General features: G+C 63.3%; 12 protein-coding genes. 8 read left to right on the top strand and 4 right to left on the bottom strand.

Annotation, left to right across the window (positions count from 1 at the left end; all coding sequences use genetic code 11):
- Window positions 1-117: 117 nt before the first annotated feature.
- The 4 genes from RQH62_RS03660 to RQH62_RS03645 all read right to left on the bottom strand — a co-directional run bounded on the left by RQH62_RS03660 (window position 118) and on the right by RQH62_RS03645 (window position 3,820).
- The gene (locus RQH62_RS03660) at window positions 118-333 is read right to left on the bottom strand and encodes a DUF2093 domain-containing protein (protein WP_311267356.1); all 216 of its coding nucleotides are present in this window, start codon (window positions 331-333) and stop codon (window positions 118-120) included.
- On the bottom strand, window positions 333-1,736 hold the full coding sequence (locus tag RQH62_RS03655; protein WP_311267523.1) for a nitronate monooxygenase: 1,404 nt from the start codon (window positions 1,734-1,736) through the stop codon (window positions 333-335). Before RQH62_RS03655 ends, RQH62_RS03660 begins: the two co-directional genes overlap by 1 nt.
- Before the next feature lie 91 nt (window positions 1,737-1,827).
- Window positions 1,828-2,958 carry a glycosyltransferase gene (locus tag RQH62_RS03650; protein WP_311267355.1) on the bottom strand — a complete coding sequence of 377 codons (1,131 nt, stop codon included), beginning with the start codon at window positions 2,956-2,958 and terminating at the stop codon, window positions 1,828-1,830.
- On the bottom strand, window positions 2,951-3,820 hold the full coding sequence (locus RQH62_RS03645) for an alpha/beta hydrolase (RefSeq protein WP_311267354.1): 870 nt from the start codon (window positions 3,818-3,820) through the stop codon (window positions 2,951-2,953). Before RQH62_RS03645 ends, RQH62_RS03650 begins: the two co-directional genes overlap by 8 nt.
- Window positions 3,821-3,857: 37 nt before the next feature.
- On the opposite strand from RQH62_RS03645, the gene RQH62_RS03640 reads away from it, so the two are divergent.
- The 8 genes from RQH62_RS03640 (at window position 3,858) to RQH62_RS03605 (ending at window position 12,694) form a co-directional block, all read left to right on the top strand.
- Window positions 3,858-5,246 (top strand): protein adenylyltransferase SelO family protein, encoded by a 1,389-nt coding sequence (locus tag RQH62_RS03640; RefSeq protein ID WP_311267353.1) that lies wholly within the window; start codon window positions 3,858-3,860, stop codon window positions 5,244-5,246.
- 51 nt (window positions 5,247-5,297) lie between these two features.
- Complete coding sequence (astD, locus tag RQH62_RS03635) at window positions 5,298-6,731, top strand: succinylglutamate-semialdehyde dehydrogenase (protein WP_311267352.1); 1,434 nt, start codon at window positions 5,298-5,300, stop codon at window positions 6,729-6,731.
- 75 nt (window positions 6,732-6,806) lie between these two features.
- Window positions 6,807-7,622: a uroporphyrinogen-III C-methyltransferase gene (cobA, locus tag RQH62_RS03630; RefSeq protein ID WP_311267351.1), complete on the top strand. Its 816-nt coding sequence runs from the start codon at window positions 6,807-6,809 to the stop codon at window positions 7,620-7,622.
- Window positions 7,619-7,915, top strand: a complete 297-nt coding sequence (locus RQH62_RS03625; RefSeq protein ID WP_093084835.1) for a DUF2849 domain-containing protein — start codon at window positions 7,619-7,621, stop codon at window positions 7,913-7,915. The genes cobA and RQH62_RS03625 overlap by 4 nt, the downstream gene beginning before the upstream one ends.
- A 2-nt stretch (window positions 7,916-7,917) precedes the next feature.
- A complete protein-coding gene (locus RQH62_RS03620) occupies window positions 7,918-9,549 on the top strand; it encodes a nitrite/sulfite reductase (RefSeq protein ID WP_311267350.1) in 1,632 nt (543 codons plus the stop codon).
- Complete coding sequence (locus tag RQH62_RS03615; protein ID WP_311267349.1) at window positions 9,542-9,982, top strand: DUF934 domain-containing protein; 441 nt, start codon at window positions 9,542-9,544, stop codon at window positions 9,980-9,982. Before RQH62_RS03620 ends, RQH62_RS03615 begins: the two co-directional genes overlap by 8 nt.
- Complete coding sequence (locus RQH62_RS03610; protein ID WP_311267348.1) at window positions 9,975-10,760, top strand: phosphoadenylyl-sulfate reductase; 786 nt, start codon at window positions 9,975-9,977, stop codon at window positions 10,758-10,760. The genes RQH62_RS03615 and RQH62_RS03610 overlap by 8 nt, the downstream gene beginning before the upstream one ends.
- 122 nt (window positions 10,761-10,882) lie before the next feature.
- Complete coding sequence (locus tag RQH62_RS03605) at window positions 10,883-12,694, top strand: DUF885 domain-containing protein (protein WP_311267347.1); 1,812 nt, start codon at window positions 10,883-10,885, stop codon at window positions 12,692-12,694.
- The last annotated feature ends 33 nt before the right edge of the window (window positions 12,695-12,727 follow it).

The following is a 12,727-nucleotide window of genomic DNA, read 5'->3' as shown; positions in this document are numbered from 1 at the left end:
AGTTACGGCGGAATGCGCCAGACAGGCGATGAATCGACATTCATCACCCCTTGAACGATCATTCCGTGCGCTTATCACGCCAATCGCCGCTTATCGAGAATGATAACGGCTGTTATTTTACCGGAAATCGGGGCCGCGATGCTGAAGGAAGGACCGAGTCGCTTCCTGCGGGCCGCGATAAGCTTCCTGAAACTCGGCGCTCCAATATTTGAGATCATGGAGATCGATTCGCGCACCCGAAACGGCGCAGAGCACGAATTGCCCCGGCCGCTCGATGTCAAAATCCGCAGCGCCATAATGCAGCACCGCCAACCCTGGAAGTTCGGTGGCCATCAGTCGCCCGTCAGGATGCGGTCGACCAGTTGCTTCACGGTCGGCACGAACCCGTTCGAGTAGAAGGGATCCTGCTTGAACCGATAGGCGGCATGGCCCGCGAACAGCAGATTCTTGTCCAGATCGCCGCCATGGACCGATTCCTGCAACGACTTCTGGATGCAGAAGCTGCGCGGATCGGCCAGTCGACCGGTCGAGTTGGTTTCGCTGTCCATCCAGCTGGAGAAGCTGCACTGCGACAGGCAACCCATGCAGTCGGTCTGGTCCTTGCGGATTTCCGCTTTCTCCTCTTCGGTCACGAAGACGAGCGTGTTGTCGGGCGTTTTGAGCGCGGAGGTGAAGCCCGCGCCGAACCATTCGCGTGCCCGCTGAAGATCGCCCAGCGTCACCCAGAAATTCTTGCCCTTCACACCCACATCGAGCTGGTGGGTATGGTCGCCCGCCTGTTCGGTGCTGAACGGGATCTGGCGATCCGACCGCGCTTCGAGCGAACGCAGGAAGGGATTGCGGATCGCCGAGCTGTAGAAGCCGGTAGGCGAGAATTTGTGCAGCAGCACGTCACCCGGCTCCAACTGCATCAACCGGTCCTTCCAGTCCTGCGGGATCGGGCTTTCCTGCGTCAGCAGCGGACGGGTACCGAACTGGAACATGATCGATCCCAGTTCGGGATTGTCGATCCAGTCGTTCCAGTCCTTGAGCGCCCAGACGCCGCCGGCCATCACGATCGGCACATCGTCCGAAATGCCGCCTTCGCGCATGGTGGCGCGCAGGTCGCGGACGCGGGGATAGGGGTCTTGCGGTGCGCGCGGATCTTCCGCGTTGGACAGGCCGTTATGGCCGCCCGCCAGCCAGGGATCTTCATAGACCACTGCCGCCAGCCATTCCGCCGCCTTGGAATAGGCGCGCTTCCACAGCGCGCGGAAAGCGCGGCCGGAGGACACGATCGGTAGATAGCTGACATTATAGGATGCCGCGATTTCGCTCAGCTTATAGGGCATGCCGGCGCCGCAGGTGACGCCCGCCACCATGCCGCGCGTCTTGTCCAGCACGCCGTGCAGCACACGCTGCGCGCCGCCCATTTCCCACAGGACGTTGATGTTGATCGCGCCCTTGCCGCCCGCAATCTCGAACGCGCGCTTCACCTGCTCGACGGCGCCGTCGATGGCATAAGCGATCAGTTCTTCATGCCGGTCGCGACGAGTGCGGCCATGATAGATTTGGGGGATGACATTGCCGAAGCTGTCATAGCTGTCGGCGTTCACAGCCGATACGGTGCCAATGCCGCCAGCGGCCGCCCAGGCGCCGGAGCTGCTGTGGTTGGATACGGCAACGCCCTTGCCACCCTCGACTATCGGCCAGACTTCGCGGCCACCATAGACGATAGGCTTCAACCCCTTGAACAACGACATCTCCTGCACATGCACCCGGCCCCCTCGACCGGGTAAAAAGCGACCCTATAGCAGCTTTGGCTGTCTATGACGAATTTCGCGCGCCCTAGCGCAAAATCATGGGGCTGGCCAGAGCCTCCCCATAGAGGCGCGCATAAGCATTTACCATATCGCGTTCGACATAGTCGCGGGCAGCGCGCTGGCGGTTCGCAGACCCCAGCCGCACACGCAGATCGGCATCATCTGCCAGCTTGCCGAGCGCGTCCGCCAGTTCCGCCTCGGCACCGACGACGAAGGGCCGGTTTTCTGCCGCGACCATGTTCGCGACGTCGCCCACATCCATCGACGCCGCCGGCACGCCGGCCGCCATCGCCTCCACCAGCGAGATGGGGAATTGCTCGCTGTCCGAAGACAGGGCAAAAATGTCGAACAAGCCAACGAAGCGCCATGGGCGGTCCATGAAGCCCGCCATATGGATATCAGTCAAGCCATGGGCGGCGGCCTCTGCCAGGATCGCATCGCGCTCCGGCCCCTCACCCACCACGACCAGTTGCAGCCTGTCGCCGTGCGCGGCAACGGCCCGGACGAGGCGCGGGATATTCTTTACGGCACGCAATCCTGCCAGTGTACCGACCAGCAATTTGCCCGGCGACCGGACCAGACCCGGAATCGCGTCAGGCGCAGGCGGCTGCGCATAGCGATCGACGTCGATCCCATTGCGGATCAGATGCAGCCGCTCAGTCGGCTGCTTCCAGACGGAACGGGCAATCCCCTCCAGCCGGACCGAAGGCACCACCATGCCATAGGCGCGTTGCAGGGCGAGCCGGCGGAACAGGTTGCGTTTCGTCTTCAACCCATCGGCTTCATCCGCGTTGAAGCCATCCTCATGATGGATCAGCGGGGGAAGGCCGGCCGAGACCCCCGCCAGACGATGCGCCATGACTGCGTCCATCGATCCCCAATTATAGGTGAGGATGAGGTCGAACTGCTTGAGAAAGGCGGTGATGACCCGATAGCGCGCCAGCCCCGGCTTGCCTGCAAAGGATGGGCTATCGGGATAATCAACGCTGATCGACGGGTCGATCGCATCACGCGCACCCATCGCCTGCGGATCGGCGCTGGCGACGCTGTGGCGCGCCTTGTCTCCCCAAAGATTCATCAGGCGCACGGCGCGTGCTTCCTTGCCGCCCAGGGTAAAACTGCCATGGACATGCAGGATATGTGGTGGCTTATCCATGCAGCACCCGCGCCAGCAGACGATCGATCGCCGCCACGCTTGCCGGCTCGTCCAGCGCCGGCGCATGGCCTACGCCCGGCACGATCGCCAGTTCGGCACTGACACCGATCCCGTCCGCCATGCGCTGCGCCGACGCGGCGGACAGCAAGTCGGATCGCTCGCCCCTTAGCAACAACGTCGGGATGCTCTGGAACGCCTGCATCACCGGCCACATGTCGACCCCCGCCTCGCTGCCCATGGCGCGGATCGGTTCGGCAATCTTCATGTCATAGTCCAGCACGACACGCCCCCCGCTGTTCAGGCGATAAAGGCGCTTTGCCATGGCCAGCCATTGTTCCAGATCATAATCAGGATAGACGTCCGCATTGGCCTCCGCCAGCGCGCGGGCGGCATGGACCCAGGTCGGATGCGACTGACCGACGCCGACATAAGATCTTATGCGATCCAGCCCGCCCTCGTCCAGCGCGGGACCGACGTCATTGAGCAGCGCGCCGGCCAGCCACTCCTTGTGCGTCGCGGCGATCAACATGGTGATGATCCCGCCCAGCGACGTCCCCACCGCAACGAAGCGGGTGATGGCAAGGTCGGCCAGCAACCGGCTGATATCCTGCAAATAGGTCAGCGGCACATAGGTCATCGCGTCCTTGGCATAGGCGCTTTCGGCACGCCCACGCATATCCGGACAGATCAGCCGCCATTCCCCCGCCAGCCGTCCGGCCAATGGCTCGAAATCGCGCGCATTGCGGGTCAGCCCCGGCAGGCAGAGCAAGGGCGGGCGACCGTCATCGGAGCCCTCATAGTCCCGATAATGGAGCCGCAGCCCATCGGGTGACCACCAATATCCGTCCTTATAGCCGCTCAAGCTTGATCCTTCAGGTGACCTTCCCCCATATCACCATATGATCGAAACGCCGCAAGCCGCCAAATATCGTCCCGCCGCCGAAATCGACACGCTGATGCTCGGCGATCCAGTCACGGCGGCGGACTTCCCGCAGACAATCCTGCGCTATCGCAACGACCGCGCCGCCGCCTCGGTGGGCCTCGATGGCCTCCGCGATGACGAGTGGATCGCCCATTTCGGCCGCTTCGCGCCGCTGGAGGACAGCCTGCCCCGGCCACTGGCGCTGCGGTATCACGGCCATCAGTTCCGCCATTATAACCCCGATATCGGCGACGGACGCGGCTTCCTGTTCGCGCAGTTGCGCGACGATAGGAACCGGCTGCTCGACCTGGGCACCAAGGGATCTGGCCAGACACCCTATAGTCGTTTCGGCGACGGACGGCTGACGCTGAAGGGTGGCGTGCGCGAGATATTGGCGACCGAGATGCTGGAAGCGCTGGGCGTGAATACGTCGAAGACCTTCTCCATCATCGAGACGGGCGAGGCTCTGGAGCGTAATGACGAACCGTCTCCCACGCGCGGAGCGGTGATGGTGCGTCTCAGCCATTCGCATATCCGCATCGGCAGCTTCCAACGCGCGGCCTTCCACGACGACAAGGCGCTGTTGGACAAACTGACCGAGTATGCCCTCACTCGCCTGTATGACGAGACGCCCGGCGACAATCCGCCCGCGCAACTGCTGGGCCGGGTGGTGGAGCGCACCGCCGATCTTGCCGCCAGCTATATGGTGGCAGGATTCGTCCATGGCGTACTCAACAGCGATAATATCAACGTGACGGGCGAGAGCTTCGATTACGGCCCCTGGCGCTTCACCCCCTTGTGGGACGCCAATTTCACGGCCGCTTATTTCGATCATCAAGGCCTGTACGCCTTTGGTCGGCAGGCGGAAGCCATTCATTGGGATGTCGCCCAACTGGCCATATCGCTGCGCGCGCTGACAGATGCCCCGCCACTGATCGAGGAGCTCGAACGATTCCCGACTCTTTATGCAGAGGCGATGCAGCGTCGGTTCTGCTGGCGACTGGGCGTCGAGCCGGGCGCCGATCCCGGCCCGATGATCGAAGCGGCCGTCCGCGCCATGGTGACGACCGGTACCCTGATCGACCGATTCTTTCACGATTGGCGCGGCGGCAAGCCTCGCAATACGGCAGCCTATAGCGATGCGGCATGGACGCCCTTCCACGAAGCCATTGCGCATTTCACAGCCATATCGGGCGCAAAAGATCACATCTACTGGTCCGACGACAGCCCCTGCTCCATGCACATCGACGAGGTCGAGGCGATCTGGAGCGCGATCGACGGGCAAGACGACTGGTCCCTGCTCCACGCCAAGGTCGCCGCCATTCGCCGCATGGGCGAAGCATTGAGCGCAAATGCGATTGTTTGAGCGCGCGCCTCTCTTCTTTCCTTAACCAATTTCCGCCATACCGCTCCCCAAATGGTCGCGCCACTTACATCCCATGAACCTGCCACCGGCACCCTGCTTTGGCAGGGTGAACCCGGCGACGTTGATACAGAGGTCGCGCGCGCCCGTGCCGCCTGGCCCAAATGGGCGGCCCAGCCGATCGCCTATCGCATCGAAACCCTGCGGCGTTTCGTCAATGTCGTGCGCAGGAATGAGGATGCGCTCGCGGACCTTATTGCGCGGGAAACCGGCAAGCCGTTATGGGACGCCCGCAACGAGGTCGCCGCCGTCATCGGCAAGATCGACATCAGCGTCGCCGCCTATTCCGAACGGACCGGGCAGCGGCGGCTGGAAGCTGCGCTTGGTGCGCGCCAGTCGGTCCGGCACAAGCCCCACGGCGTGATGGCGGTGCTCGGCCCCTATAATTTCCCGGCCCACCTACCCAACGGCCATATCATTCCCGCGCTGCTCGCCGGCAATGCGGTGGTCTTCAAACCATCGGAAAAGACGCCGGCCGTCGGCGAAATGCTGGTCAAACTCTACCATGAGGCCGGCGTGCCGGTGGAGGCAATGCGCCTGCTGATCGGCGGCGCTGACGTGGGCAAGGCGCTGGCCGCCCATCCCGATGTAGGTGGCATCCTCTTCACCGGATCGGCACAGACCGGCATAGCAATCAACCGACAGTTCGCGGCGCAACCCTCGAAGATCCTTGCGCTCGAAATGGGTGGCAATAATCCGGTCATCGTCTGGGACACGCCGGAAATCAGCGCGGCGGCGACTTTGGTGGTCCAGTCCGCCTTCATGACCAGCGGGCAGCGCTGCACCGCCGCCAGCCGCCTCATCGTGCGCGACAGCATCGCCGACCGGCTGGTGAGCGAGGTCAAAAAACTGGCCGACCGGCTGATCGTCGATCATCCCCATGCCGATCCCGCTCCCTATATGGGGCCGGTGATCGACAATCAGGTGGCCGACGGACTGACCGAAAGCTTCCTCTATCTGATGAGCAACGGCGGCCGGCCGATCAAACATATGGTGCGGCCGCACAAGGGCCTGCCCTTCCTGTCGCCCGCCATCATCGACGTTACCGCCATGAAGGAACGGCCTGACGTCGAACTGTTCGGCCCGCTGCTCCAAGTGATCCGCGTGTCGGATTTCGGCGATGCCATCGCGGAGGCGAACAATACGCGCTACGGCCTGTCTGCCTCGCTGATCGGGGGATCGCCCGAACAATATAATCAATTCTGGGCCAATATCCGTGCCGGCCTCATCAACTGGAACCGCCCGACCAACGGCGCCTCCTCCTCCGCTCCCTTCGGTGGCACCGGCATATCCGGCAATCACCGGCCCAGCGCCTATTATGCCGCCGACTATTGCGCCTATCCGGTCGTTTCGGCGGAGATCGAGACGCCGCGCGCCTCCATCGGCGTGGGCCTCAAGGATATTGACGTTGCCGCAATGGGTGATTGACGCAAAAACATTTCCTAACCCCCTGCATACCCATTCTGAATTGAACTTCCCCGCCGCTTTCGCCATCTGGCCATCATGGCTGATACAGCACCCTCGACAGTTCATCTGGTAGGCGCAGGCCCCGGCGATCCGGACCTGCTGACGATCAAGGCCGCGCGCCTGATCGGCGCAGCGGATGTGATCGTGCATGACGGGCTGGTGTCGGACGCAATATTGGCGCTCGCCTCGACCGATGCAGAACTGATCTCCGTCGCCAAGCAGCGTAGCCGCCATTCCATGCCGCAGGACGCGATTAACACCCTGCTGGTCGATCTTGCCCGCGAAGGCCGTAATGTCGTGCGCCTGAAGGGCGGCGATCCTTTCATCTTCGGCCGGGGGGGCGAGGAAGTCGAAGCCTGCCGCGCCGCCGGCGTGCCGGTGGACGTCGTGCCTGGCATCAGCGCCGCGATCGGCAGCGCGGCCGCCGCCCAGCTTCCCCTCACCCATCGCGCGGCGTCGAGCGCGGTCAGCTTCGTCGCCGGCCAGTGCAAGGGGCTGACGGATCAGGACTGGTCGGGCTTGGCAGGTAAGGGACGCACGCTCGTCATCTATATGGGCGTCGCGACCGCGGCCGATATCGCCGAAAAGCTGATTGCCGACGGTGTGTCGCCTGCTTTGCCCGTGGCGGTGCTGGAAAATGGCACGCGCGCGGACATGCGGACGTTGCGCACCCTGCTCACCGATCTGGGCGACATGGTAGTGCGGGAAAATGTGGTCAGCCCGGCGCTGATCGTTGTCGGTGAAGTGACGGCGCATGCGCTGGCACAGGACAGCCTGATCGCCTATCGCGATATGGCACTGAATATCGAAGGCCCGGCAACGACCGGACCGGATGGGACAAGGGTAGAATGAAGATATTGACGGGCAATGACCTGGTGAGCGGCGACGTCATCTGGTGGGCGGGCGATGGCTGGTCGCGGCAGGTGGGCGACAGCGCCGATGTGGGCGACCATGGCGACGATCTTGCCCGCACTGAGGAAGCCGCGCTGCGCGTCGTGGGCGCCTATGTGATCGACGCTACGCTCACGGACGAGGGCGTGCGCCCGGCCCATATCAAAGACCGCATCCGCGCGCTCGGCCCGACGGTGCGCCCCGACCTCAATCTCAAACCGAATGATGCCGACGCCGGCAACTGGGTGATCTGACCATGTATCGCTATGACAGCTATGACCAGTCCATCGTCGACGCTCGTGTCGAGGAATTTCGAGATCAGGTACAGCGCCGCCTGACCGGCGCGCTGACCGAGGACCAGTTCAAGCCGCTGCGGCTTATGAACGGCCTCTATCTCCAATTGCACGCCTATATGCTGCGCGTCGCCATTCCCTATGGCACGCTCAGCGGCAAGCAGATGCGCAAACTGGGCGAGATCGCGGCCAAGTACGATAAGGGCTATGGCCACTTCACCACGCGCCAAAACCTGCAATATAACTGGATCAAGCTGGCCGATGCGCCCGACATTCTCGCCGAACTGGCGACGGTGGAAATGCACGCGATCCAGACCAGCGGCAACTGCATCCGCAATATCTCGTCCGACCAATATGCGGGCGTGAGCGCCGACGAGGTGGCTGACCCCCGCCCCTGGGCCGAGCTGCTGCGCCAATGGTCGAGCTTCCACCCGGAATTCACTTATCTGCCGCGCAAGTTCAAGATTTGCGTGATTGCCAGCGACGATGATCGCGCCGCGATGAAACTACACGATATCGGCCTGAAGCTGGTGGAACGCGACGGGGTGATCGGTGCCGAAGTCTATGCCGGTGGCGGCATGGGCCGCACCCCGATGGTCGCGCCGCAAATCCGAGATTTCGTGGCGGAGGACGAGATCATCTCCTATCTCGAAGCCTGCCTGCGCGTGTATAATCGCTACGGCCGCCGCGACAACAAGTACAAGGCACGGATCAAGATCCTGGTCCACGAAATCGGCGTCGAGGACTATAAGCGCCAGGTCGAGGAGGAGTTTGCGCATATGAAGCAACTCGGCCTCAACCCGCCGACCGAGGAACTGGACCGCATCCGCGCCTTCTTCGCCAACCCGGCCTATGAAACGGGCCTGAGCGAGGATATCGACCGTGCCGATCCGGCCTTCGCCCTGTGGGTGGACCGTCAGGTCGCGGCGCACAAGGCGCCCGGCTATGCGATCGTCAATATCAGCCTGAAGCCGCTGACCGGCATCCCCGGCGACGCATCGGCGGAACAGATCGACCTCGTCGCGACGCTGGCCGAGCAATATTCACTAGACGAACTGCGCGTCACCCATGCGCAGAATCTCGTCCTGCCGCATGTGAAGAAGGCCGATCTCTACGCCATCTGGCAGAAGCTGGAGGAAGCGGGTCTGGCCGAAGCCAATCTGGACCTCATTACCGATATCATCGCCTGCCCCGGCCTGGATTATTGCGCGCTCGCCAATGCGCGATCGATCCCGCTGGCGCAGAAGATCGCGCAGCGCTTCGCCGCGGCCGAGCGTCAGGCGGAACTGGGCGAACTGAAGCTGAAGATCAGCGGCTGCATAAACGCCTGCGGCCATCATCATGCCGGCCATATCGGCATATTGGGCGTCGATCGGAAAGGCGTGGAGAATTTCCAGCTCTCGCTGGGCGGATCGGGCGCGGAAGACACGTCGCTGGGCCAGATCACCGGGCCGGGCTTTTCCGAGGACGGCGTAGTCGATGCGATCGAAAAGGTCACGTACCTCTATCTGGCGCAACGGGAAAGCGGCGAACGCTTCCTCGACACTTACCGCCGTCTTGGCATGAAGCCCTTCAAGGAGGCGATCTATGGTTGAGTTCCTGTCCTTCCGCGATGGCGAAGCCGCGCAGGAACCCTCCGTGACAGTCGAAGCCTTTACCGGCCAGACCAACGCCACCGCCGTCCGCGTTGAACCGGGCGAGGATGCGCGCGAATTGCTACCCTATCTCGACCGGCTCTCGTTGGTCGAGGTGAATTTTCCTGCCTATGGCGACGGGCGCGGCTATTCGGCCGCCCGCATCCTGCGGGAATCGGGCTATCAGGGCGAATTGCGCGCCGTGGGCGATGTGCTGGTCGATCAGATCAACGCCATGCGCCGCTGTGGTTTCGACAGTTTCCACCCCGCAAAGCCGCTGGATGACGCGGCCGTAGAGCGTGCGCTCACCCGCTATGACGACGTCTATCAAAAGGCGATCGATGGCCGCAGCCCCGTCTGGGCTAAGCGGCATCCGGAGAAAATTGATGGCTGAACCTGCCCGCCAGATCGATGTTATCGACACCCGTCCCGCCTTTACGCAAGCGGATGCCGACGCGCTCAACGCGCGGTTCGAGGGCGTCGATACGATCACCATGCTCAAGACCGTGTTTGCGGAGAAACTCGCCGGCAATGTCGCCGTCGTCTCCTCCTTCGGCACGGAAAGCGCGGTGCTGCTCGATCTGGTGGCCAAGGCGGACAAGAACGTCCCCGTCATCTTCGTCGACACGCTCAAGATGTTCGCCGAAACGCTGAATTATCGCGACACGCTCATCGCCCGCTTCGGCTTCACCGACAGTCGCACGGTCGCGCCGATCGCAGACGTCATCGCGAAGAAGGACGAGACGGGCCTGCGCTGGTCCTATGACCCGGACGGCTGCTGCGAAATCCGCAAGGTCGAGCCGATGAAGCGTGCCAAGGACGGCCTTGATGCCTGGATTTCCGGCCGAAAGGCCTTCCAGTCGGTGACACGCCAGAACCTGCCCCGGTTCGAGGTGGAGAACGGTCGGCTGAAGCTCAACCCGCTGGGCGACTGGACCAAGACCGAGCTGGAAGCCTATTTCGATCGCGAGAACCTCCCCCGCCACCCGCTGGAGGCGCAGGGCTATCTGTCGATCGGTTGCGAACCCTGCACGTCGAAGGTGAAGCCGGGCGAAGACCCCCGCGCGGGCCGCTGGCGCGGCTGGGACAAGGTGGAATGTGGCATCCATTCGCCCGTAACGCCGATCCCGGTGGCAGATCCGGAAGACCCGGCGAACTTGCCCGCATTCTGACGCGCGCTTCCGCACCGATCGAAAAGATCGCGATACCGTAACAATATTGCAAGCGGCTGGACGGATCGTGCCAGCCGCGCAATACACTCCTCCCTATTGTCAAAGACATAAGGGAGTCGCCCATGGATCGCCGTCAATTCCTCGTCACCAGTGGCGCCGCCGCCATCGCCGCTACAACGCCCCGTGCCCTTGCCCAAGCGGCTGGCGCCGACGATGCCCGACTTTCCGCGACCTTCGCCGCCATCTTCGATCGGCAACTGGATCTTTCGCCCGCGTTCGTCACAAGCCTCGGCCTCGACAAGGGCGGCCGTGCCGGCGCGAAGAGCCAGTTGGACGATAATAGCAAGTCGGCAATGGTGAAGCGGCTGGCCGCGACACAGAGCGCGATCAAGGAACTGGAGGGCTACAAGACCGCCAGCCTGTCCGACGCGCAGCGCCTGAACCTCGACGTCATTCTTTATGCGCTGGACCAGCAGACGGTCGCCCCCGCCACATTCGGCCTCAACAGCGCGGTGCGCCCCTATCGCATCTTCCAGCAAGGCGGCAGCTATTTCTCCACGCCCGACTTCCTCAACACCGCCCATACCATCAATGCGACGGCCGATTGCGATGCCTATGTCGCGCGGCTGGAGGCATTCGCCCGTAACCTGCGCACCGATACCGCGCTCCAGCGGGATGAGGCCGCGCGCGGCTATCTGGCACCGGGCTGGTCGCTCGACCTGACACTGGGCCAGATGAAGAAGCTACGCAGCCAGCCCGCCGCCGACAGTTCGATGGTCCAGTCGCTTGTCAAGCGCGCCGCCGCCAAGGGGCTGGCCGGCGACTGGCAGAGCCAAGCCGCAGCCGTGGTCGAAAAGTCGATCTACCCCGCGCTGGACGAACAAATCGCGGCGATCGAAGCGCTGCGCGGCAAGACGGCGGCCGGGGACGGGATATGGCGCACCCCGCGCGGCGACGAAATCTACGCCGCCGCGCTCAAGAGCGCGACTACAACGGACCTGAGCGCCGACCAGATTCACGCCATGGGGCTGGAGCAGGTGGCGGACCTCTCCGCCCAACTGGATGTGATCCTGAAGGGCGCCGGCCGCACCAGCGGATCAATCGGCGAGCGTCTCGCCGCGCTCAACGTCGATCCGGCGCAGCTTTATCCCGACAGTGCGGAGGGCCGCGCCGCCCTGCTCGCCCAGCTCAATCGCGACGTCGATGCGATGAAGGCTAAACTTCCCAACGCCTTCACCACGATTCCTGACACCGCGCTGGAAATCCGCGCGGTGCCGGTCGAAATTCAGGACGGCGCATCCAACGGCTATTATAATCGCGCCGCGCTGGATGGATCACGCCCGGCCATCTACTTCATCAACCTTAAGGATGTCGGCGACTGGCCGAAATATGGCTTGCCGTCCCTGACCTATCATGAAGGCGTACCGGGCCATCACCTCCAGATTTCGACCGCGCAAAATGCGGGCGACGTGCCGATGCTGCGCAAGACCGCTTTCATGAGCGCCTATACAGAAGGCTGGGCGCTCTATGCCGAGCAGCTAGCGGACGAGCTGGGCGGCTATGCGACGCCGATCGACCGGGCCGGCTATCTCCAGTCCTTCCTGTTCCGCGCGGCGCGCCTGGTGGTCGATACCGGCATTCATGCCAAGAAATGGGATGTGAAGCAGGCGACCGACTATATGGTCGAAAAGACCGGCTTCGCCCGTCCCCGCTGCCAGCGCGAAGTCGAGCGCTACTGCACCCAGCCGGGTCAGGCGACCAGCTACAAGGTCGGCCATGGCGTCTGGAACAAGGCGCGTCAGGACGCGCAGGCGTCGCTGGGCAAGGAGTTCGATATCAAGCAGTTCCACGCCATCCTTGAGGAAGGCGCCATGCCGCTGTCGATGCTGGAGAAGCGGGTGGCCGCGCGCGCAAAGGCGGTGAAGGGCGCCTGAAAATTGGGGCCACCCTCTCCCCGTTCGGGCTGA

Source organism: Sphingobium sp. WCS2017Hpa-17 (assembly GCF_031843765.1).
Taxonomy (GTDB): Bacteria; Pseudomonadota; Alphaproteobacteria; order Sphingomonadales; family Sphingomonadaceae; genus Sphingobium.
Note: the sequence above shows the minus strand (reverse complement) of the source record. Positions and strands in the feature narration are given on the sequence as shown.

What these genes read in the sequence shown, in the direction of transcription:
- RQH62_RS03610 (WP_311267348.1), top strand. Translation starts at nt 9,975, where the DNA reads ATGGCTGAACCTGCCCGCCAGATCGATGTTATCGACACCCGTCCCGCC.
- RQH62_RS03605 (WP_311267347.1), top strand. Translation starts at nt 10,883, where the DNA reads ATGGATCGCCGTCAATTCCTCGTCACCAGTGGCGCCGCCGCCATCGCC.
- RQH62_RS03660 (WP_311267356.1), bottom strand. Translation starts at nt 333, where the DNA reads ATGGCCACCGAACTTCCAGGGTTGGCGGTGCTGCATTATGGCGCTGCG.
- RQH62_RS03650 (WP_311267355.1), bottom strand. Translation starts at nt 2,958, where the DNA reads ATGGATAAGCCACCACATATCCTGCATGTCCATGGCAGTTTTACCCTG.
- RQH62_RS03615 (WP_311267349.1), top strand. Translation starts at nt 9,542, where the DNA reads ATGGTTGAGTTCCTGTCCTTCCGCGATGGCGAAGCCGCGCAGGAACCC.
- RQH62_RS03620 (WP_311267350.1), top strand. Translation starts at nt 7,918, where the DNA reads ATGTATCGCTATGACAGCTATGACCAGTCCATCGTCGACGCTCGTGTC.
- astD (WP_311267352.1), top strand. Translation starts at nt 5,298, where the DNA reads ATGGTCGCGCCACTTACATCCCATGAACCTGCCACCGGCACCCTGCTT.
- RQH62_RS03625 (WP_093084835.1), top strand. Translation starts at nt 7,619, where the DNA reads ATGAAGATATTGACGGGCAATGACCTGGTGAGCGGCGACGTCATCTGG.
- RQH62_RS03640 (WP_311267353.1), top strand. Translation starts at nt 3,858, where the DNA reads ATGATCGAAACGCCGCAAGCCGCCAAATATCGTCCCGCCGCCGAAATC.
- cobA (WP_311267351.1), top strand. Translation starts at nt 6,807, where the DNA reads ATGGCTGATACAGCACCCTCGACAGTTCATCTGGTAGGCGCAGGCCCC.